Annotated in this window: 17 protein-coding genes and 2 pseudogenes; 6 read left to right on the forward strand and 13 right to left on the reverse strand. The window is 71.3% G+C overall.

The genetic code is table 11. The features are described 5' to 3' along the window. Window positions 1-14 precede the first annotated feature (14 nt). Window positions 15-1,412: an FAD-dependent oxidoreductase gene (locus tag AB0C46_RS05660; RefSeq protein ID WP_362825936.1), complete on the reverse strand. Its 1,398-nt coding sequence runs from the start codon at window positions 1,410-1,412 to the stop codon at window positions 15-17. A 136-nt stretch (window positions 1,413-1,548) separates the two neighbouring features. Here AB0C46_RS05660 and AB0C46_RS05665 point away from each other — a divergent pair. The 3 genes and pseudogenes from AB0C46_RS05665 to AB0C46_RS05675 form a co-directional block, all read left to right on the forward strand. Beyond that, window positions 1,549-1,989 (forward strand): annotated as a pseudogene (locus AB0C46_RS05665) (DUF6214 family protein); the annotation flags it as partial. Between the two features lie 363 nt (window positions 1,990-2,352). Then, window positions 2,353-2,871 carry a DUF6214 family protein gene (locus tag AB0C46_RS05670; protein ID WP_362826426.1) on the forward strand — a complete coding sequence of 173 codons (519 nt, stop codon included), beginning with the start codon at window positions 2,353-2,355 and terminating at the stop codon, window positions 2,869-2,871. A gap of 85 nt (window positions 2,872-2,956) precedes the next feature. Beyond that, entirely contained in the window at window positions 2,957-3,142 is a 186-nt protein-coding gene (locus tag AB0C46_RS05675; protein WP_362825937.1) for a hypothetical protein, read from the forward strand. Here AB0C46_RS05675 and AB0C46_RS05680 read toward each other — a convergent pair. Then, window positions 3,133-3,794 (reverse strand): annotated as a pseudogene (locus AB0C46_RS05680) (helix-turn-helix domain-containing protein). The gene AB0C46_RS05675 and the pseudogene AB0C46_RS05680 overlap by 10 nt on opposite strands. Before the next feature lie 741 nt (window positions 3,795-4,535). On the opposite strand from AB0C46_RS05680, the gene AB0C46_RS05685 reads away from it, so the two are divergent. Beyond that, window positions 4,536-5,939 (forward strand): alpha/beta hydrolase, encoded by a 1,404-nt coding sequence (locus tag AB0C46_RS05685; protein ID WP_362825939.1) that lies wholly within the window; start codon window positions 4,536-4,538, stop codon window positions 5,937-5,939. An 84-nt stretch (window positions 5,940-6,023) separates the two neighbouring features. Here the strand turns inward: AB0C46_RS05685 and AB0C46_RS05690 are convergent, their stop codons facing one another. Further along, the gene (locus tag AB0C46_RS05690) at window positions 6,024-6,884 is read right to left on the reverse strand and encodes a DUF4190 domain-containing protein (protein WP_362825941.1); all 861 of its coding nucleotides are present in this window, start codon (window positions 6,882-6,884) and stop codon (window positions 6,024-6,026) included. Between the two features lie 477 nt (window positions 6,885-7,361). Here AB0C46_RS05690 and AB0C46_RS05695 point away from each other — a divergent pair, with 477 nt between their 5' ends. After that, window positions 7,362-7,973, forward strand: a complete 612-nt coding sequence (locus AB0C46_RS05695) for a GPP34 family phosphoprotein (RefSeq protein WP_362825943.1) — start codon at window positions 7,362-7,364, stop codon at window positions 7,971-7,973. 32 nt (window positions 7,974-8,005) lie between these two features. Here AB0C46_RS05695 and AB0C46_RS05700 read toward each other — a convergent pair whose 3' ends face one another. The 8 genes from AB0C46_RS05700 to AB0C46_RS05735 form a co-directional block, all read right to left on the reverse strand. After that, window positions 8,006-9,418 (reverse strand): amino acid permease, encoded by a 1,413-nt coding sequence (locus AB0C46_RS05700; protein WP_362825945.1) that lies wholly within the window; start codon window positions 9,416-9,418, stop codon window positions 8,006-8,008. A gap of 155 nt (window positions 9,419-9,573) precedes the next feature. Then, the gene (locus AB0C46_RS05705; protein WP_362825946.1) at window positions 9,574-11,778 is read right to left on the reverse strand and encodes a cation-translocating P-type ATPase; all 2,205 of its coding nucleotides are present in this window, start codon (window positions 11,776-11,778) and stop codon (window positions 9,574-9,576) included. Window positions 11,779-11,780: 2 nt separating this feature from the next. Beyond that, on the reverse strand, window positions 11,781-12,098 hold the full coding sequence (locus AB0C46_RS05710; RefSeq protein WP_362825947.1) for a DUF1490 family protein: 318 nt from the start codon (window positions 12,096-12,098) through the stop codon (window positions 11,781-11,783). Between the two features lie 29 nt (window positions 12,099-12,127). Beyond that, entirely contained in the window at window positions 12,128-13,060 is a 933-nt protein-coding gene (locus tag AB0C46_RS05715; protein ID WP_362825949.1) for a metal ABC transporter permease, read from the reverse strand. Further along, window positions 13,057-13,941, reverse strand: a complete 885-nt coding sequence (locus AB0C46_RS05720) for an ATP-binding cassette domain-containing protein (protein WP_362825951.1) — start codon at window positions 13,939-13,941, stop codon at window positions 13,057-13,059. The genes AB0C46_RS05715 and AB0C46_RS05720 overlap by 4 nt, the downstream gene beginning before the upstream one ends. Continuing rightward, on the reverse strand, window positions 13,941-14,876 hold the full coding sequence (locus tag AB0C46_RS05725) for a zinc ABC transporter substrate-binding protein (RefSeq protein ID WP_362825952.1): 936 nt from the start codon (window positions 14,874-14,876) through the stop codon (window positions 13,941-13,943). The genes AB0C46_RS05720 and AB0C46_RS05725 overlap by 1 nt, the downstream gene beginning before the upstream one ends. A 91-nt stretch (window positions 14,877-14,967) precedes the next feature. Next, the gene (gene putP / locus AB0C46_RS05730) at window positions 14,968-16,470 is read right to left on the reverse strand and encodes a sodium/proline symporter PutP (RefSeq protein ID WP_362825954.1); all 1,503 of its coding nucleotides are present in this window, start codon (window positions 16,468-16,470) and stop codon (window positions 14,968-14,970) included. 350 nt (window positions 16,471-16,820) lie between these two features. Further along, complete coding sequence (locus AB0C46_RS05735) at window positions 16,821-17,453, reverse strand: class I SAM-dependent methyltransferase (RefSeq protein ID WP_362825956.1); 633 nt, start codon at window positions 17,451-17,453, stop codon at window positions 16,821-16,823. 255 nt (window positions 17,454-17,708) lie between these two features. On the opposite strand from AB0C46_RS05735, the gene AB0C46_RS05740 reads away from it, so the two are divergent. Beyond that, window positions 17,709-18,122, forward strand: coding sequence for an Asp23/Gls24 family envelope stress response protein (locus tag AB0C46_RS05740; protein ID WP_362825957.1), 414 nt, complete (start codon window positions 17,709-17,711; stop codon window positions 18,120-18,122). Window positions 18,123-18,314: 192 nt separating this feature from the next. Here the strand turns inward: AB0C46_RS05740 and AB0C46_RS05745 are convergent, their stop codons facing one another. Beyond that, the gene (locus AB0C46_RS05745; RefSeq protein WP_362826427.1) at window positions 18,315-19,622 is read right to left on the reverse strand and encodes an NAD(P)/FAD-dependent oxidoreductase; all 1,308 of its coding nucleotides are present in this window, start codon (window positions 19,620-19,622) and stop codon (window positions 18,315-18,317) included. 396 nt (window positions 19,623-20,018) lie between these two features. Continuing rightward, window positions 20,019-20,498, reverse strand: coding sequence for a DUF5709 domain-containing protein (locus AB0C46_RS05750; RefSeq protein WP_362825959.1), 480 nt, complete (start codon window positions 20,496-20,498; stop codon window positions 20,019-20,021). Window positions 20,499-20,578 lie beyond the last annotated feature (80 nt).

The raw sequence follows: 20,578 nt of genomic DNA on the forward strand, positions 1-20,578 counted from the left end.
GACCGGCGCGCGGTTCAGCTGGTCCGTCGCGCCGAGTGCGCCGCGTCCAACAGTCCCGTCCAGTCCGGCAGCTTGACGGTGCCACGCCCCAGTCCGCGGCCCCACTCCGCCTCGGCGGCCTCGATGGCCAGCCATCCCGGCCACGGGACCGGCCGCTGCCCCGCCCGGGTCAGCGCCTCCACCGGGTCCCCGGCCGTACCGCGCTCCGCCAGGGCGGGGGCGTCTGCCAGCAGCGACAACGCGGTCTCCTTTGCGCACGGCCGGTTCGTGCCGATCACCCCCGTGGGGCCCCGCTTGATCCAGCCCGCCACGTACACACCCGGGAGCGGCGTCCCGTCTCGCAGCACCCGCCCCGCCAGGTGCGGCACCGTCCCCGTCGTCTCGTCGAACGGCAGACCGGGCTGCGGCGTCCCCCGGTAGCCGACCGAACGCAGCACCAACTGCGTCTCGATGTCCTCGAATTCACCGGTCCCGGAGACCCCGCCGCGCCCGTCGGGCGCCGTCCGCTCGAACCGGACCGCGCGCACACCGTTGGCGTCCCCCAGCATTGCGACAGGCCGCAGGAAGAACCGCAGATGAATGCGCCGCCGACGGCGCCCGGGGGACGACGCGGGTCCCGCGTCCGGGCTCTCCGGGCCGGCCACCGGCCGCTCCGCCCAGCCGCGCAGCACCTCGACGTTCCGCCGCACCGCCGCGGGCAGCTCGCCCGGGTCCCGGTACGCCGGATCCTGTGCCAGCTCTTCGGGCCGTACCAGCACGTCCGTATCCGGCAGCGAGCCCAGCTCCCGTAGCTCCTTGGTGGTGAACTTGGCCTGGGAGGGGCCGCGTCTGCCGACCATCCAGACGTCCTCGACGCGGCTGTCCGCGAGCGCGCCGAGCGGCCCCTGCGGCATATCGGTCGCGGCGAGTTCGGCGGCGCCACGGGACAGCATCCGCGCCACGTCCACCGCCACATTCCCCACCCCGATCACGAGGGCGGACCTGGCCGCGAGGGTGAAACGGAGCGCGGCCGCATCCGGATGTGCGCTGTACCAGGCGACGAACTCGGTCGCCGGATGGCTGCCGGGCAGCTCCTCGCCGGGGATGCCCAGATGCCGGTCGGTGGCGGCGCCCACACAGAACACCACCGCATCGAAGATCTCCCGCAACTCCTCGACGCCCAGCCCCGGCGCCCCCACCTCGACGTTCCCCAGGAAGTGGGTCCTGGGATGCTCCAGTACCGCGCGCAGATTGTTCTGCAGCGACTTGATCTTCTCGTGGTCCGGTGCGACGCCGTAGCGCACCAGTCCGTACGGGCAGGGCAGGCGGTCCAGGACGTACACCTCGATGTCCGGTACGGCCTGCTGCTCGATCAGGGACTGGGCGGTGTAGACGCCGCTGGGTCCGGAACCGATCACTGCGACACGAAGCACGAGTGGCCCCTTCCGCGGAATACCCCCAGGATCGCACCGGCGGGCCCGCGACGGGAGATGCGCTATCGGGGTTGCTCCCCGTGGGATGAGCGTGCCGCGCTACTGGGCCGGGTGAGCTGGGGGCTAGGTTTTCAATGTGTCGGAAAGTGACTTTTATACCGTTAATCACCGATATGAAGCCCAGGGCGCGCCCTTGGAGTGGCCCACGTGGGAGCTGCAGGCGCACGGCTCCGCCGCGCCCGCCCTCGACCCCGCCACCCCGGACGAACCGGCCGGCTCCCACGGTCCCGGATGCCCGCTGCCCCGGCTCGACCCGCTGGGGCCCTGGTGCAGCGCCCGGCTGACCTTTGCCGACGGCGCCCGGGTCGATGTCCTCGTGACGGTCTCCGACGACCACATCACCGTCGAGGACGTACGGGCCGATCCGCCGCTGACGCTCGACGGCCTCGCCGATCTCGCCCGCTGGATCGAGGGCCCCCTGGACGATGCCTTCCGGTCGGCCACCGGTCGGCCGCGGAAGGCCCGGCCCACACCCCGGCAGCCCGGTCCGGCGGACGCTGCCCCGGAACGGGCCGGGGGACCGCAGGCCGGGGCGCGGCCGGCTCCGGTACGCGGCACGGCACCCGATCCGGTGCGCGGTGCGGCATCCGATCCGGTGCGGGGCCCGCGGTCGGAGTCGCCGAACGGGCCTGCCCGGCACACCCGGCCCGAGGCCGGACCGGTTCCGGGGCGCGAGCCGGCATCGGAACCGACGGCCGCCGGAGCGGGGGCAGCGGCAGCGGCGGCGGCAGCGACGTCGGAGCGCGCGACGCATCCGACGGGGGAGGGCGCGACGCATCCGACGGGGGAGGGCGCGACGCATCCGACGGGGGAGGGCGGCGCGACGCATCCGACGGGGGAGGGCGGCGCGAGGCATCCGACAGGCGCGGCGGCGGAGGCGGTGCCGGGAGCGGGGCCGACGGGCGCGACGGGCCTCGCCCATGGCGAGGGCGTACTGCACCGGACGACAACGGGGGCCGGTATCGGCCACCCCGCCGACCCACCTGCCGCCGCGCCCGCCGACTCTCCTGCTGAGCCGACCTGTGAGCCGACCTGCCCGGAGGCCTCCGGGCAGGCCTCCGAGCTGACCTCTGGGCGCACCGTCCCCGCCGCGCCGTCCCCACCCGCCGCGTCGTCGCCGCCCTCCGACGCGCCGCCGCCCTCCGACGCCGCGGCGCCGTCAGCCCCGCCCGCCGCCGCCGGACGGGCCGAGCGCGCCCGCTCCGCCGTCCTCGCCCGGACGCGGGTCGGTGAGCGCCGCAAGATCGCCGCGGACGCGTACCGCCAGGCGCAGCGGGAAGGGCGCGATCCGGTACTGGCCGTCATGCTCGCCACCGGCCGTAACCGCCGAAGATCACTGCGGCTGATCGCCGGGGCCCGCGACGAGGGCCTCCTGACACCGCGGCACAACAAGCGTTAGGGCCTGTCTCCCCGCTCTCCGTGGGCCGGCCTGTGGTACCGGGTGCCGGACCGCGGGCCCACGGGGGCCGGGGAGGCAGGCCCTGGTGGCGCGCCCTCAGGGCGCCGGCTTCGCTGGCTTCGCCGGTATCCGCCGTATCCGCCGCATCCGCCGCATCCGCCGCATCCGCCGCATCCGCCGCATCCGCCGCATCCGCCCGAACTCGGCGCTCCGCTGCGCGAGTTCGGGCGCTCGACGTCCGGACCCGGCCCGGCTACCGCTCTACCGCTGACCGCCCCGCAGCGGTCCTGATGTCCGCGTCCCGCCGGGCACCCCTTCGCCCGGCGGGACCCTCAACTCCCCTTCGAGTCCAGTCCGTACCGCTGGAGCAGTTCGGCGCGCAGCCGCGCCTGCGGCAGGGCCGCTCCCGGCAGCAGCATTGCCACCACCGACCCCATCAACAGCGCCCGTAGCAGTGGATAGTCGGCATCGGGATCGGGCGATCCGTACGCCACGATCGTCTCCCGCAGCAACTGGGCCAGCCGTTGCTGTTCGGGGCACTGGATGAACCCCTCAGCTGTCAGAATCCCTGCCATATGCGTCCGCATCAGCAACGGGTGATCATGCGCCAGCCCCAGGATCGCGTCGATGGCCCGCGTCATCAGCTCCCGCCCCGCGTCCGGTCCGCTCGGCCGTGGCGCACGCTCCAGCGCCGCCTGCAGCGTGCGATGCATCAGCCGGTGCACGGCCGACTGGAGCAACTGCCGCTTCCCGGGGAAGTAGTACGAGACGAGCCCCCGCGCGACCCCGGCCCGACGGGCGATACCCGCGAGTGTCGTCGCCTCATAGCCGTGCTCGCCCACCAGCTCGACCGTCGCCTGCAGCAGCCGCTCGCGGGAGCGCCGCCGCAATTCTTCATTGACCGATGCGCTGCGGGGGGACATCCTGTAACTCCTGCGTTGACTGGCTGGGGGCCAACACACTCAGTATGACTCCGGATCGCCGCCCCTGGAACGGATCCGGTCAAGCTGCCCGATTCGGGCGACGCGGGGGATCGCCCGAATCGGGTGACGATGAGGCCGGGGGTGGCCTCTTGGCCTGTGTCTTCCCAGGTCAAGAGGCCACCCCCGACTCACGTCGGGATGCGGGCTCGATCATCCATCCCCGGTCACTTCTGACGGCGTACTTCTGGTACTCCTCCTGACCCTTTGCCGGGCATTCCTGACGGTGTATCAGGATGGCCGGCCAGGAGAATCCGGCAGATCGATCCGCCGGCGGTGGTGACGGCCTGTCGGCCGGTCTGGGCGATGACGATGCACTGTCCGTGGCGCGCACGGCCCGCCGGCCCGCGATACCGGATCAGGATGCCGACCAGGGGCCGCCGCCGAGCAACTGGCCTGCCCGGTCAGCGCCATCGCCAACAGCCTCGTCTTCGAGGCCGACGCACACCACTGCTCGTCGTGGCCATGTTCCGCACCACCTTCGAAGAGCTGGTCGCCCTCACGGTGCCCGGGGGGAGGCGCCCGCCACCGTCCCGGAGCGGGAGGGCTATCGGGCAGCAGCCGCAGGTGATCAGGCATGCGGGCGGCCGGCCGGCGCTGGGTGAGCCGCGGGGCGTGGCGTTCGGGGGACGGCCGGGTGTCGCAGAGGGGGCCCGGGGGGCGCGGCTCGTACGTTCGGGCGGCATGACGTACGTATCGGCTGATCGCGCTTCCGGCCCCACCCGCCGCACCACGTTGACCGGGCTCGTCGGTGGGGCCGGGGCCCTCCTGGCCGCCGGGTGCAGCGCATCGCCCGCGACGCCGCCCACTGCGCGTCGCACGGCCCGGGCCTACGCCTCGGCGAGCGACCCCACGCCCGGCGTGATGACGCTCTTCAAGGACCCCGGCTTCAACTTCAACGGGCTCTTCGCGCTCGGCGGATCCGGTTACGGCGCCGCTGAGGTGGGCGAGGTCCTCACCGCCGTGAACACGATCAACAGGGCGGGCCTCTCCGCGCAGACGTACACCGAGACCTTCAAGAAACTCGGCGACCAGTTGAGAAACCCGCCCGGCAGCGGCAAGCCCGGGACGGAGACCACACGCTTCCGTGCACTGCGGGCCGCGCAGTACTACGCACAGGCACTGTTCTTCGTCCTCGGCTCCGACACCCCCGGCAGCGAGGAGGAGCTGTACAAGGCGGGTCGCAGCTCCTGGGACGCGTTCTGCGAGCGCTGCGACCCGGTTCCGGTGACGGCGCGCATCCCGTACGGGAAGACCCCGCTGCCCGTGTGGTTCTTCCGGCCGGACGCCTCCGGTGAGCGGCGCCCCACCGTGATCCTCACGAACGGCAGCGACGGGCAGAACGTCGACATGTGGACCTACGGCGTCCAGGCTGCTCTGCAGCGCGGCTGGAACGCCCTGGTCTACGACGGGCCGGGCCAGGGCCAGTTGCTCTTCGTCGACCAAGTGATCTTCACGCCACGCTGGGAGACGGTCGTCACCCCGCTCGTCGACTGGCTGTCCGCCCGCCGGGACGTCGACACCGGCAAGATCGCCCTGACCGGACTGAGCATGGCCGGGGATCTGGCCCCCCGGGCGGCCGCCTTCGAGCACCGGATCGCCGCTCTGGTCGCGATGCCCGGTGTGCTCTCGCCCTGGCTGGGATTCCCTCCGGAGATCCGGGAGATCCTCACCCCGGACAAGGAGAAGACCAACACCCTCTGGAACAAGGAGGTCGTCCCGGAGCTGTCGCCGTCCGCCGCCGCGACAATGAAGAAGCGCATCGAGCCCTTCTCGGTGCCGGCGATGCTCGCGGCCCGCGAGGGCAAGATGTTCACCGACTTCTACACCCCCGCCACCCTCATCAAGTCACTGGACATCACGGACGTCGTGGGCCGCATCAAGATGCCGACGCTGGTGCTCGACTACGACTTCGAGCAGTTCTATCCGGGACAGCCGCGCCAGCTGTTCGACAAACTGACGGCTCCCAAGGACTACGTGAAACTGACCGCGGCCACCGGTGCGCAGCTGCACTGCTCCCCGATGGCCCCTCAGCAGCACTGCGAGGTCGTCTTCGACTGGCTGCAGGAGAAGCTGTCCGGCAACTGACCTCCGCTGCGGCGTCCTCGGCCGACCCCCGACCCGGCCATCGGTCCGGTCCGGGCGGCACCCTGGCCGATGGGCGGCTCCCCTTCAGTGGGTGGGGCCGCTCCAGTAGGCGTCGTTCCACTGCATTGCGTCGGGGCTGAACTCGACCTCGATCCGGTCGGCGGCATCGGGCGGCAGCGAGAAGGCGTACTTCCCGACGGCTTCCTTGCCGGGGAGGACGTAGCCGGTGACGACCTTCTGCCGCCCGCTTCCGTCGATCACCAGCTCCGTCGACGCTCCGTCGGCGTCGCTGACTTCGGGCAGCCCAGTGTCCACCTTGACCCGCTCGGTGCCGGTGTTGACCACCTTGACCGTTACCTGGATGGCCTTGTTGCCCTTGGCGTGACCAAGGACGTAGTCGTCCGGGGTGAACGGTTCCGGCTTGGTGACCGTGACCTTCAGCCCGTTCTCGAACGTGTATGACTCGCCGAATGACAGGTGCCGGGCCTTTTCCGACGCCGACGCGGAGGCCTTCACCTCCTTGACCTTGGCACGCGCGCCGTCGGCGACCTTCTTCACCGCGGTGACGGTGAGGATTCCGCCGCCGAGCGCGGTCAGCAGGCCGACCCCACCCAGGACCACACCGGCCAGTGCCATGCCCTTGTTCGTCGCCCGGCCCGTGCGGGCCTGGCTCAGGCCGACGGAGCCGAAGATCACGGCCAGCAGGGCCGGCAGCCAGGACAGCCAGAACAAGATGATGAGCAGGCCGAGGACGACGCCGACGATGCCGAGTACCAGGGCCGTGATGCCCATGCCGTTGCGGGACTGCGGCGCCGGTATGGGGGCCATCGGGTACGGCGCCCAGCGGGCAGCGGGCGGTCCGGGCGGCGGCGGGCTCCACGGGTTGTGGTCGTCCGGTGTCCGGTCACCGGACTTCTGGCCGTCGGGCGGAGTGGGCACGGTCATGCACAGTCCTCGAAGTAGATGAACTGACGAGATTAGCAGTCGCTTTGCTCATTCATCACGGGATTTCGGACACGTCCGGACAGACCCGGAACCTGGAGCCGTTGATGCGCCGGCACCGAGCGCAGGACGGCATGGTCGAGGCGGCTTTCCCGGGAACAGCGGGCTGCTGGGTTGGCCGGCAGGCGATCAGCCGCCTGAAGCGCGACCATGGGACCGGAGACCGATACCCGGCCATCGGAGCGGGTGCTGTCCCGGAACGCAGAGCCGCTCCCGGCGCTGCGAGTGGCGTTCCGGTCCGGTGGCCCGGGAGCCCCGCCGGAGGGAGGCGCGTGCGCGAGTTCCTGGTCGAGAGCACCACCGGCCTCCCCGAGGGCGCCGGCCCGGCCGAAGCCGGCTGGTGCCGTGCCGCTCGGCGTCGGACGGGGTGCCGCCGCTCAGCGGCCCATCGCCGCTGATGCCCCTGACAGGGAGCCCTCCATGACCACACCGCGGGACCTGTTGATCGTTGCCATGGATAGCGAGTCCAGTCGCCCTCTGGAGCGGGGCGACCTGTCACTCGCGCTCGCCGGAGCCGAACTGATCGACCTTCTCGGCGCTCAGGCCGTCCGACTGGACGGCGATCAGATCGTCCCGGGTTACCGGCCGGCGATCCCGGACCGCCTGTTGGACCAAGCCGCGGCGTCGCTCGTCCAGCAGATGCCGTACGAATCGGTCGACGACTGGCTGTGGCGCAGAGGTCACGGCCTGGCGGCGGCCTATCTGGCCGCTCTTGAGGACGACGGGGAGCTCACGCGGCAACACCACCGCTGGCGGCCCTTCGGGGCCGGGCGGACGGTGCTGGCGGATTCGCCCGCCCGCCGGCAGGCCGAGGACCGCTGGACCTCGCAGGAGACCGTCCTCACCGCCCTCGCGTCCGCCGCCGGGATCGACGGCTCACAAACCGGGGACGAGCCGGACGTGGCCGACGACGCGGTGTCCACCGTGCTCGCCGCCGTCCACGACGCCGTCACGGAGCTGGAAGCCGAACGGCAGCGCCGCACCATCGAGAAAGCGGCCTTCGACAACATCTGGCGGGGCAACGGCGACTGATCGTCCCGGTCGCCCCGCCCGATGTGCCGCGCTCAGGCGCTGTCGGCGGTCCGCCGGTCGCGGCGCTGCTTGAGATGACCCGCGCCGGCCAGCACCGCCACCACGGCGGCCGTGCCCATGAGTTGATGACGGCCGTCCGCGCCGGCGGCCATGACGGCGAAGATGCCGAGGATGGCGGCGAACGTGAGCCAGGTCAGATAGGGGAAGCCCCACATCCGCACCGAGAGCAGTTCGGGTGCCTCGCGCTCCAGCCGGCGGCGCATCTTCAGCTGGGTGAGGCAGACGATGGACCAGACGACCAGTACCGCGCAGCCGGCGATGTTCAGCAGCCAGGCGAACACGGTGGTCGGCCAGACGATGCCGGCGATCACGGCCGCGAAGCCGAACACACAGGACGCCAGCACCGCCGCCGCCGGCACGCCCCTGGTGACCTTGCCCAGGAAGCGCGGGCCCTGGCCCCGGGTGACGAGGGAGTACGCCATGCGCGACGAGCCGTAGATGTTGGCGTTCATCGCGGAGAGCAGGGCCACCAGCACCACGATCTGCATGATCGTGCCGGCTGCCGGGATGCCGAGCTGGTCGAGCACGGTGACGTACGGACCGTCCGTGGCGACCTTCGGGTTGTTCCACGGCACCAGAGTGACGACCACGGCCATGGAGCCGATGTAGAAGAGGGCGATGCGCCAGACGGCGGTGCGGACGGCACGGGCCACGTTCCGGCTCGGATGGTCGGACTCCGCAGCCGCAATGGTGACGGTCTCCAGACCGGCGAACCCGGAAATCGTGGTCAGCAGCCCCGCGGCGAGTCCGGCGACGCCGGTCGGGAAGAAGCCGCCGTGGCCGGTGAGATGGCTCGTGCCGGGCGCGCTGCCGAACACCCCGAGAATGCCGAGCACGCCCAGCACCAGGAACGCGACGATCGCGGCGACCTTGACCGCGGAGAACCAGAACTCGAACTCGCCGAAGTTCTTGACCGCGGTCAGATTGCTGGCGCAGAAGAACACCATGAAGATCGCCACCCAGCCGTAGGCGGGGATGAACGACACCCAGGAGTGCATGATCGTGCCCGCCGCGGTCGCCTCGGCGGCCACGCCGGCGCAGAGCATCAGCCAGTACATCCAGCCCGAGGTGGTACCAGCCCAGGAGCCGATTTCCTCCTCGGCATGCACCGAGAACGAGCCGGTGGACGGCCGGGCCGCGGACATCTCGCCGAGCATCCGCATGATCAGCATGACCAGCGCGCCGGTACCCATGAAGAGGAGGACGATGGCCGGTCCGGCCGCGGCGATGCCCACTCCGGAGCCTACGAAGAGCCCCGCGCCGATGACCCCGCCGAGCGCGATCATCGACAGATGGCGCTGCTTGAGGCCGTGCGACAACACGGGCTCGGAGTTCTTCCCGGCCTCCGGGGAGTCCTGGGGTGACCGGGTGATTGTCCGACTCATGGTCGTGCCTGTTCATTGCTTGAGACGTTGGTGAGCCTGAAGAGTGTGCGGGGACGCCTTGCGCGCACGCGTGAATGCCCGCCATTCGGACTGTTCACTTACAAGTGGTGAAGTGTTTGACACGCAGTGACACGACGACCTGCCACAGGCGGTAGTCAGCGCACCCGGCGGTCCTCCAGCGGGGCGGCCCTCAGCACGTCATCGGCGGTCTGCGGCAGATGCGGGGTGTGGTTGACCAGCCGGGCCGAGTTGGCGACGACGGCGATGCTGCTGGTGTTGTGCAGCAGGGCGGCGAGGACCGGGTTGATGGAGCCGCCGGCGCCGGCGACCAGGCCCAGGAGATTGACGCCGATGGCGAGGCCGTAGTTCTGGCGGACGAGGCGCAGGGTGTGGCGGCTGAGTTCGACGACGGCGGGGACCTGCCGCAGGTCGTCGCCGGGCAGCGCGATATCGGCGGTCTCCAGGGCCACATGGGAGGAGTGCGCGCCCATGGAGATGCCTACGTCGGCGAGTGCCAGGGCGGGGGCGTCGTTGGTGCCGTCGCCGACCATGGCGACCGTGTGGCCCTCGGCCTGCAGGTCGCGGATCAGCTGGAGTTTGCCCTCGGGCAGTGCGTGCGCGTGCACTTCGGTGATGCCGAGGGTGTCGGCGACGGCCTGCGCGGTCTCGGGGGCGTCACCGGTGAGCAGTATCAGACGGGAGACCCCGAGGTCGGTCAGCTGCTGGATGACGCTGCCGGCTCCGGAACGTACGGCGTCGGAGACGCCCAGCAGGCCGATCAGTTCGTCGTCGTGGGCGATGCAGATGACGGTCTCGCCGCCGGTGCGCAGCCGCTCGGTCCAGGCCTGGGCTTCCGCCGTCAGCTCGACGCCGTGTTGGCGCAGCAGGGCGGGGCTGCCCACCAGCAGCCGGGTGCCGTCGAGTTCGGCGCGCATGCCCATGCCCAGGACGACCTCGCAGGCCTGGTGGATGGGTGCGTGCAGATGCTGTTCCTCGGTATGGGCGACGATGGCCTGGGCGAGCGGGTGCCGGGCGTGCAGTTCGCCGGAGGCGGCCAGGCTGAGGACCTGGTTGGCGGTGAAGTGGGCGCTGAGGGTCACCACGCTGGTCACCAGCGGCCGCCCGAAGGTGAGGGTGCCGGTCTTGTCGAAGACGACGGCGCTGACCCGGCCGATGCCCTCCAGGTGGGTACCGCCCTTGATGAGGGTGCCGCGGCGGGCGCCGTTGCCGATGGCGGCGCTGATGGCGGTGGGCGTGGCCAGTCCGGCCGCGCACGGGCAGGCGATCAGCAGCATCGTCATGGCGCGGCGGGCGTCGCGGGTGACGGCGTAGGTCAGGGCGGCCAGCCCGAAGGAGACGGGCACGAAGCGCTGGGTGAAGCGGGTGGCGACGGTCTGGATCGGTGCCCGGTCGGACTGCGCCTCCTCGACCCGGCTGATGATCCGGCCGACGGTGGTGTCCGCACCGACGGAGGTGGCACGGACGGTCAGCGAGCCGGACGTGACGATGGTTCCGGCGTAGACCCCGGCCCCGGCGTGGGCGTAGACGGGCAGCGCCTCGCCGGTGATGGCGGCCTGGTCGACCAGGGCCTCACCGGTGACGACCTGCCCGTCGACCGGGATGCGGTGGTGTTCGTACACGGCGACCACATCGCCCGGTGCGACCTCTTCGAGCGCCACCTCGGTCTCGACGCGCCCCGCGCCGTCCGCGCCGTCGTCCCGTACGAGCCAGACGCGTTCCTCACCGATGGTGAGCAGCTCCTCGATGGCGCGCCGGGTGCGACGGAGGGTCAGGGTCTGCAGGAATTCACCGATGTTGAGGAGCCAGAGGACGGTGAGGGCGACGACGTTCTCGCGCAGGACGAGCGAGATGACGGTCGCCGCCGTGACCAGGGTGTCGGTCCCGGGATGGCTTCGGCCGCGCAGCGAGCGCAGAGCGCCCCGGAAGAAGGGCAGACCGGTGAAGAGAGTGATCGCGCCGAGGAGGCCGGACGAGCCGGCGGTGATGCGGGGGCGGCGCAGCAGCCGACGCAGGGCCACGAGGACGAGGACGGCGCCGCCGACGACCAGCCGGGCCAGTTCGCCGGTGGAGGAGTCGGGTACGGAGCGGGTGGGCTTGGCGGGGGCGGCGGCGGGCGGGGCCTCGTCGAGCGCGGCGACGAGGCGGTCGACGTCCAGGAGATCCGGCGCCATCCAGATCACCACGCTGCCGGTGCGCGGGAAGATCCGCAGCGCCCGGAAGCCCCGGATGCCCGTCAGCCGCTCATCGACCAGTCCGGCGCTGCCGGGGCGCGCCCGCACCCAGGGAACGGTCAGCCGGGCCCGGCCCGCGGCCACGGAGCGTACGACCACCTCGGACATGGTCAGTGCTCATGCCCGTGGTCGTGCTCGCCGCTCTCGGTGGCCACCGCCGAGGGCGGCGGGACCTCTTCACCCAGTGACGTACGGGCCTCGGCGAGGACATCACCGGCCTTCAGCCGGGCTTCCTCCGCGGCCGAGGCCAGCCAGCGGCCGGCGACGATTCCGCCGGCCAGGCCTCCCACAACTGCCTTGCGGGCGGCGGGCTTTGCCTGCGGGAGCCGCTTGGCGGCGCCTCTGACGATCAGGGCCCCCACCACTCCGGAGACCGCATGGTGAGCCAGCCATCCGGCTGCGCCACCGGCAAGTGCGACGGGGTGCATAAGGACTCCTTCCGTCTGTACCGGCTCCTTCAAGTGTGCGTCTGGACGGGGGCCCGGGGCGAGTCGAGTTCGGTGTGCCGCACCCGATGGGTACGCCGTGCCTCCACCAGCCGGCACCCGAGGTAGATCACGAACGCGAGGGTCGTGACATACGGGCTGATGGGGACGGTGCTGCCGACCGCGAGCAGGATGCCGCCCTCCATCGCGCACAGCGCGAAGACGACACTCAGCACCGGCAGCAGCACCGGGGACACCGTGACACGCGCGGCGGCGGCCGCCGGGGTGACCAGGAGCGCGAGCACCAGCAACGCTCCGACGATCTGCACGCACAGGGCCACCGCGAGGCCGAGGACCAGCATGAACGCCACGGACAGCGCCCGCACCGGCACGCCCCGCGCCTCGGCCACCTCGGGGTCGGCGCCGGCGAACGTCAGCGGCTTCCAGACGAGCGCGAGAGCGAGGAGCACCACCGCCGACGTACCGAGGAGCCAGGCCATCTGCGGAGTGCCGACGGCGACGATCTGGCCGGTCAGGATGCCGAACTTGTTCGCCGCCCGGCCCTTGTAGAGGGACAGGAACAGCACGCCGAGACCGAGGCCGAACGGCATGATGATGCCGATCACCGAGTTGCGGTCGCGGGCGCGGACCCCCAGGACGCCGATGGCCGTGGCCGCGATCAGGGATCCGGCGATGGACCCGGCGACGATGTTCACCCCGAGCAACAGCGCGGCCGAGGCCCCGGCGAACGAGAGTTCACTGATGCCGTGCACCGCGAACGGCAGATCCCGCATGATCACGAACACCCCGGTCAGCCCGCCGACCAGGCCGAGCAGCACCCCGGCGTACAGCGAGTTCTGGACCAGCCCGAGCAGCTCGCCGTAGTTGTCGAAGTTGAAGATCTGATGCCAGATGCCGGTGTCCTCCCCGCCGTCGGCGAGCAGCCCGAGCCCGAGTCCGCTCACTGGCTCTCTCCCTCGTCCGCCCCGTCGGCGTGGGTGTGGCCGGTGCCGGCATCGGGCGCCCCGACCACCACGATCCGGCCTCGGACCCGGACGACGTCGACCTGTGTGCCGTACAGCTCCGACAGGGTCGCGGAGGTCATCACCTCGTCCGGCGGCCCGATCCGGTAGCCGCCCCGGGCCAGATACAGCACCCGGTCCACCAGGCCCAGGACGGGGTTGATCTCATGCGTCACGAAGACGACGGCGGTACCGGCGGCGCGACGCCGCTCCGCCACCAGACCGGTGAGGGTGCGCTGGTGCTGCAGATCGAGGGAGAGCAGAGGCTCGTCGCAGAGCAGGATCCGCGGGTCGGTGGCGAGCGCCTGCGCGATGCGGACGCGCTGCTGCTCGCCGCCGGAGAGCCGTCCGACCGGAACGTCCGCGTACGGTGTCGCACCGACCGACTCCAGCAGGTCGTCCACCCGGTGGCGGATCGCGCGGCGGGCGAGCGGCAGCCCCCAGCGGTGCCCGTCCAGACCGAGGCGCACCAGGTCGCGGGCGCGCAGCAGCGCGTGGGTGGGCTGGCACGTCTGCTGCGGGACATAGCCGATCTGCCGGCTGCCGCTGCGCGGAGGCCGCCCGAAGACGGTGAGCGAGCCGCCGGACAGCTGCTGCCGCCCCAGGAGCACCCGCAGCAGACTGGTCTTGCCCGATCCGTTCGGGCCCAGCACGGCGAGGAATTCGCCGGGCCGGACATCGAGGTGCAGGCCACGCCACAGCACCCGGTCGCCGTAGGCCAGCGCCGCGTCCCGCAGGCTGATCACCGGCGCACCGGGACCGGCACCGGTCCCGGTGGCCCGGTCCGCCGGGAAGAGCGGGGAGACGGCCTCCGTGCGTTCCATCACCTGTCCAATGCGCTCTTGACCGCAGCGATGTTGGCGGTCATCCAGCCGATGTAGTCCTCGCCCCGCGGAAGGGTCTCGGTCACCGGAACCACCGGAATCCCGTGGTCCTCGGCCGCCGCCTTGACCTTTTCCGTCGGAGGGCCGGAGGTCTGCGTGTTGTGGACCAGCGCCTTGACCCGCTCGCCGGTGAGCAGCGCGAGCGTCCGCTGCAGGCTGCGCGCGGAGACGTCGTCGCCCTCCTCGACGGCCTGGCTGAAGTCCGCGGGCGTCTCGTTCCGCAGTCCCATGGCCTCGGTCATGTACAGCGGAACGGGCTCGGTCACCGCCACGGCGGCGCCCCCGTGCTCCGCCTTGATCTGCCGTTCCTTCTTCTCCAGCAGCGCCAACTCGCCCTTGAACGCCTTTGCGTGGTCCCGGAAGGCGCCGGCATGCGCGGGGGCGGCCCTGGCCAGGGCCGCCGCGATCCGGTCGGCCAGCTTCCCCATCGCCGGGAGGTCGTACCAGACGTGCTCGTTGCGTTCCGCGCTCGTCCCCGAACCCTTCCCCGAGACCTTCACGGCGTTGATGACCGCAGGTGAGGAGTTCTGTGCACCGTGCAGCATCGTGTCGATGAAGTCGTCGTAGCCGCCGCCGTTCTCGACGACGACCTTCGCCTTGGACAGCTCCAGCCGGTTCTGTGTGCTGGCCTCGTACGAGTGGGGGTCCTGCGCCGGGTCACCGATGAGCGAGACGACCTTGACCTTGTCGCCCCCGATCTGCTCGACGATGTCCCCGTACACGGTGGTCGAGGCGACCACCGGAACAGCGGGAGCGGACGTGGCGCTCCGGACGCCGTCGCGCGAACCCGATCCCCAGGAGCCCGCAAAAGCGCAGGTCAGTGCCAGAGCAACGCCCGTCACCAGCAACGGGCCGTGTGCCGTGGACAGGTGCATCGCGGCCTCCCGGTCGACGGAGAGCCGAAACGGTTATCACTTCATTATCGGCCGGTCGGCTCCGGTCATCCACCGGAGGCGAACCCTGACCTCAGCCGACCGGCACCGTCCTGGCGTACTCCCGCTCCATGGAGCCCGCCCAGGTGCGGCGCGGCGGGCGGCCGACGAACTTGCCGAAGACCAGCGCCGCCGCGGTGGCCGCGAGGACCCCCGGCACCATCTCGTAGATACCGGACTGCAGCGGACCGAGGAGCGGATCGATGTGCTTCCACAGGACGACGGTGGCCGCGCCCGTCACGATGCCGGCCATCGCCCCCGCTCGCGTCATGCGGGGCCAGTAGAGCGACAGCAGAATCACCGGGCCGAAGGCCGCGCCGAAGCCCGCCCAGGCGTACGCGACGATGTCCAGCACGGCGCCGCCGCTGAGTGCGATGACATAGGCCACCAGGGCGACCGCTACCACCGTCGCGCGGGCCGCCAGCACCATGGTCGCGTCCGAGGCCTGCCGCTTGACGAACGCCCGGTAGAAGTCCTCGGTGAGGGCCATCGCCGAGACCAGCAGCTGGCTGTCCGCGGTGGACTTGATTGCGGCCAGCACGCCGACCAGCAGAATGCCGGCGACCCAGGGATTGACCAACTGGGCGCAGAGCGCGATGAAGACGGTCTCCGGGTTGTCCAGCGTCTGGTCGAGCGCGGCGATCCCCACCAGCCCCACGAGCGAGGCGCCCGCCAGGCAGACGACCACCCAGCTCACGCCGATCCGGCGGGCCCGGGGAATCTCGCGGGTGCTGCGGATACTCATGAAGCGGACCAGGATGTGGGGCTGGCCGAAGTAGCCCAGTCCCCAGGCGAGCAGGGAGATCACTGCCACCGCGCCGAGCGGCCCACCGGACGTCCACCGGCTGCCGTCGAAGCCGGCCTCCGCCCCCATGTCCAGCAGGGCCGGGCTCTTGCGCGTGAGTACGCCGTGCAGCGCGCCGAACCCGCCGAGCATCCCGATGCCGATCGCCGGGAGCGCCACGGCCGCGCAGAACATCACCGTGGCCTGGATCGAGTGCGTCACACTCACCGCGCGGAAGCCGCCCAGGACGGTGTAGACGACGATCACCACGGCGAAGGTGGTGAGCGCGAACTCGAAGCCGCCTCCGAAGATCCCCTCGAACAGCACGCCCCCGGCCAGGAGTCCGCTCGCCACGTAGACGGTGAAGAACACGACGGTGACGGTCGCCGAGACCAGGCGCAGCATTCTGCTGCCGTCCTCGAACCGCTCCTCCAGATACGCCGAGAGCGTCTTGGCGTCGCCGGCCAGCTCGGTGTACGTACGCAGCCGCGGCGCGACCAGAAGCCAGTTGAGATAGGTGCCGATGGCCAGGCCGACGGCGATCCATGAGGCGCCGATCCCGGCCGCGTACACCGCGCCGGGCAGTCCCAGGAACAGCCAGCCGGACATGTCACTGGCGCCCGCGGACAGCGCCGCCAGCGGTGCGCGCAGCCGGCGTCCGCCCAGTGCGAAGTCGGAGAACGTCACGGTGTCCTGATACGTCCAGATACCCACGGCCACCATGGCGAGCAGAAATATCCCGAATGTGATCATGACGGGTACGATCAGGGGTGTCACCACTGCTCCCTAGCTTCTGGCACTGCCATCGACGGCGCGGGCGCCCGGGGGAGATCTCTTGAGGAGCTCCCGGGGCGAGAAGGTTCCGGCGCGAGCAGACGATACGGATCTGCCACCGGGAGCGGCACCCTTTTGACCGATGTCCTTGGCGGCCGCAAGCCCCCGCAGCCCCCGGCCCCCGCAGGCCCGGGACGGGACCGGTCCAGGACCTTATCGTGGTGCCCGGGCCCCGGCTGTGGTCAACACCCCACAATCACACGGGACTTGGAGATTCCGGGCGGCGGGCTGGCGGGATTCCGTTCACCAGGGGCCGGTTGCGGCGGTCGTCAGGCGGTCCGGCGGCGGAGCTTCACGGTGTTGTCGGTGCGGGGGTCCGGCGTCCCGTCGTGGCCGGTCCGGAAGCTCGGGTGTTCCTCGCAGCGCAGCAGGTCCCACTGTCCGTCCGGGAGGCCGAGTGCCTCGACGACTTCGTCCGGAGTGGGGAGCCGTACGTCGGAGTCGGGTTCCCAGGCGTGGATTCCCGCATGTCCGACGATGAGCAGCACCCCGCCGGGAGCGACCGCACCGGCGGCCTTCCGCAGGATGTCCTCGCGCGGCATATCGCTGTGGGAATGCAGGAATTGGGCCGTGACGAGATCGAAGGTACCGGCGGGGAACGTCGCCCCGAGGTCGTGTTGCTGCCAGGTGATGCGGTCGGCGACCGCTGCCGCTGCCGCGTGCTCGGCCGCCCGGTCGAGGGCGACACGGGAGATGTCGACAGCGGTGACATCCCACCCTTGCCCGGCGAGCCAGATGGCGTCCGCTCCTTCCCCGCACCCCAGCTCCAGGGCCCTGCCCGGGGCGAGGTCGCCGGCCTCCCGGACCAGGGCGGCGTTGGGGCGGCCGCTCCACATCCGGTCGCTCTGCGCGTAGCGGGCGTCCCAGAATTCCTCGTCCGGGACGGTGACGTCATGGGCCATGAGTGTCCTCCTCGGTCCGTGCTCAAGGGCCAGGTGCGGTACCGCCGCTTCCGTGCGTACCGCCCTTGCCGGGATGTTCCGACGGGCACGCCGAATTGACAACGTTCCTTGCTGTACCGGCAAAAGCGGGGCGGGTGCCGGGCCGGCCGCCCGCAGCCGCCGCGGCCCGCTTCGGGAGGCAGCGTCACCCGTACGGCCATAGCGTGAAGAGAGGGCCGAAGACTTCCCCTCGATGGAGCACTGGGGTGATGCGCAATGACCGAGTTCGCAGAGCGCGGGTCGCGGAAAACCGGGGACCTGGGGCGGACGACCATTGCCGACGGTGTGGTCGCGAAGATCGCCTTTCTGACCGCCGGCGATGTGGAAGGCGTTCATGCCCTGGGCAGCGGGCTCTCGCGGTCGGTGGGAGCCCTGCGCAAACGCGTACCCGGGGGAGGAACGACCACCACGCACGGCGTCAAGGTCGAAGTCGGCGAGAAACAGGCGGCGTTGGACCTGGACATCGTCGTCCAGTACGGCGAGGTCATCCCCGACGTGGGGAAGGCGGTGCGGGAGAACGTGATTTCCGCGGTGGAGCGGATGACCGGCCTCGAAGTCGTGGAGGTCAATATCGCGGTCAGCGATGTGCGGCTCCCCGACGAGGAGGAAGAACCGGAGCGGGTGGTGTAACGGCACGGCGGGCACCGTTCGGTGGTGTAACGGCACGGCGGGCACTGTTCGTGCGGCGGGTCAGTGCGCGGGCGCCGTGCCGTCCGCGCCGGGGGGACGAGCGCTGTCGGCTTGCCGGGAGCGGCAGCGCCGTGGCGCGCAGACCCGGTGCTGTGGAACGGTCCGCCGGTCCGGCTCTCACGCCTCCGGCTTTCACGCCCGTTCCGGCCTGCCGTTCGGCACCCGGGCCACTTCGGGGGTTTCGGTGTCCAGCGGCACCGACCAGGAGCGGACCAGGCCCAGCTGGACGGCCTGGCGCGGCAGCACCGCGTCCAGGAGCCAGTCGGTGGCCACCCGGATACGGTTGCCCGGCATCGCCATCAGGTGGTAACCGCGGGTGACCACACTGGCGAGCGGGCCGGACAGCGGAACGTGCAGCGGGTTCGCCGCGGCCTGGATTCCGCCCAGATCCACCATGAAGCCCAGGTCATGGTGTTCGTAGGCGCGCGGGCTGCCCTGCCCGCAGGACGCCGCCACATTGTGCGCCGCGACCTTGCCCTGCCGCTGGGCGTGCTGGGCGGTCATCGGTGTCGTCTCGCCGGGGCGGGTCAGATCAGGAACGGCCGCGGCGTCACCACAGGCGAACACCTCCGGCCGGCCGGGCACTCCCAGGAACTCGTCGACGCACAGCCGCCCCTTGTCGGTGGGCAGCCCCAGTGCGGAGACCAGCGGATCGGGCCGTACGCCCACACACCAGATCAGGGAGCGGCTGCTGACGAACTCGCCGTCGTCGAGCAGCACCCCGTCCATGGTCGCTTCCTTGACGGAGGTACGGGTACGGACCTCGACGCCGCGGGCACGCAGTACCCGGTCGGCGGTGCGCGACAGCCGCTCGTCGAGCTCGGGCAGCAGCCGGTCGGCGAGGTCCAGCAGCAGCCAGCGGGGGCGTGGACCGTCCTGCAACCGGGGGTTCTGCCGGACCAGGGAGTCGGTGAACTGCACGCCGTGAGCGGTGACTTCGGTACCGGTGTAGCCGGCGCCCACGACGACAAAGGTGGTCCTGGCGGCGCGTTCGGCCGGGTCCTCGGCCGCAGCGGCCAGTTCGATCTGACGGGTGATGTGGTCGCGGAGGTACAGCGCTTCGGGTATACCGCGGAAGCCGTGGGCATGCTCGGCGACGCCCGGGACGGGCAGCAGTTTGCTGACGCTGCCGACGGTCAGTACCAGCCGGTCGTAGGACAGCGAGCCGTCCCGGTCCTCGGGGTCGGTGTAGTCCACCCGGCGGGCATCGAAGTCCACGTCATGGACCTCGCCGAGGACGAGCCGGACGCCCGGCAGCGTCCCGGTGAGCGATACCGAGATCCGGCGGGGTTCCAGAATTCCGGCCGCCACTTCCGGCAGCAGCGGCACATACAGAAAGTAGTCGTGGGGGTTGATGAGCACGATCTCGGCGGCCCCTTTGGCCTGCCGGGAGAGCGTGCGGGCACATTCGTAACCGGCGAAGCCGGCTCCGACGATCACGATCCGAGGACGACGGCGGTTCACATGGACTCCTGCCTGTCGAGTCGAGGAGAGTGCTCAAGCGCCGGGCCGCACGGCCGTCACGGTCGGGTGCGGGCCGACGGCCGGCGCGGGCACACCGTGGTGTTCTGCCGGCTAACCGGTGTACGGCCGGGTACACATGCCTCTCCTCTCATTCTGCGGGTGCCGGCCCCTTGGCGGCACGCTGGGGGAGGACTGTGCAGGCCGGGTCCCGCGCGGACGCGAGGCCGGCAGGCGCCCGGTGGCCACACCGCACCTGCGTCGCCGGCCGCCCCGCGCGACAGTGCGAGATGCGGCCATCGGCACGAAGGGCAGGCGGGCCGCATGGGCGCCAAGGACGGACTGACGGACCCGGGCGAGCGGTGACGACAGGGTCTAGACCTCCCGGTCTCCGTCCCCCGCGTTGTCCCGGGCGATATGCACCGCCGCCTCCTCCGCCGACGCGGCGCCGCCGTCGATCCCGACGTCCCGGGCGGCGATGTCATTGCTGCCACCGCGCCAGAACCCCTCGTCGGAGCCCACGAGCCGGCCGGCCCGCTCTTCGCCGCATTCGAGGTCGGTCGGTTCCCCCACCCCGCCCGGCAGATCGCCGATCCCGTCGCCGTCGGGTGCGCAGACGTCCGGCACCTCCACCGATAGCCGGTGTTCGAGCGATTCGCGGTCGTGCAGCTCCCGTGCGGTGGTTCCCTCGTGGTTCACCACGAAGGGCCTCTCGGGCGGCGAATAGCCCGTGTCCAGCGTCTCGTCGAGATCCGGCTCGTCCAGGGCGTCCTCCATGTCGAGGTCGTTGGGGTTGTCCTGGGGATCGGATCTGGGCGGCTGGTAGACCTCGTCGCCCATCGAGTCGTCGGACATGACCGCCCTCCCTCTTCCCGTCCATTTGCCCGGCCGCGGGGTGCGGCAGGTGCGTCTACAGCCAATTGTCCGCCACCTGG

This window comes from Streptomyces sp. NPDC048637, assembly GCF_040650675.1.
Taxonomy (GTDB): domain Bacteria; phylum Actinomycetota; class Actinomycetes; order Streptomycetales; family Streptomycetaceae; genus Streptomyces.

Excerpts from the sequence above, each read along its gene's own strand:
- AB0C46_RS05685 (WP_362825939.1), top strand. The coding sequence starts at position 4,536 with ATGACGTACGTATCGGCTGATCGCGCTTCCGGCCCCACCCGCCGCACC.
- AB0C46_RS05690 (WP_362825941.1), bottom strand. The coding sequence starts at position 6,884 with ATGACCGTGCCCACTCCGCCCGACGGCCAGAAGTCCGGTGACCGGACA.
- AB0C46_RS05695 (WP_362825943.1), top strand. The coding sequence starts at position 7,362 with ATGACCACACCGCGGGACCTGTTGATCGTTGCCATGGATAGCGAGTCC.
- AB0C46_RS05700 (WP_362825945.1), bottom strand. The coding sequence starts at position 9,418 with ATGAGTCGGACAATCACCCGGTCACCCCAGGACTCCCCGGAGGCCGGG.
- AB0C46_RS05705 (WP_362825946.1), bottom strand. The coding sequence starts at position 11,778 with ATGTCCGAGGTGGTCGTACGCTCCGTGGCCGCGGGCCGGGCCCGGCTG.
- AB0C46_RS05710 (WP_362825947.1), bottom strand. The coding sequence starts at position 12,098 with ATGCACCCCGTCGCACTTGCCGGTGGCGCAGCCGGATGGCTGGCTCAC.
- AB0C46_RS05720 (WP_362825951.1), bottom strand. The coding sequence starts at position 13,941 with ATGGAACGCACGGAGGCCGTCTCCCCGCTCTTCCCGGCGGACCGGGCC.
- AB0C46_RS05725 (WP_362825952.1), bottom strand. The coding sequence starts at position 14,876 with ATGCACCTGTCCACGGCACACGGCCCGTTGCTGGTGACGGGCGTTGCT.
- putP (WP_362825954.1), bottom strand. The coding sequence starts at position 16,470 with ATGATCACATTCGGGATATTTCTGCTCGCCATGGTGGCCGTGGGTATC.
- AB0C46_RS05735 (WP_362825956.1), bottom strand. The coding sequence starts at position 17,453 with ATGGCCCATGACGTCACCGTCCCGGACGAGGAATTCTGGGACGCCCGC.
- AB0C46_RS05740 (WP_362825957.1), top strand. The coding sequence starts at position 17,709 with ATGACCGAGTTCGCAGAGCGCGGGTCGCGGAAAACCGGGGACCTGGGG.
- AB0C46_RS05750 (WP_362825959.1), bottom strand. The coding sequence starts at position 20,498 with ATGTCCGACGACTCGATGGGCGACGAGGTCTACCAGCCGCCCAGATCC.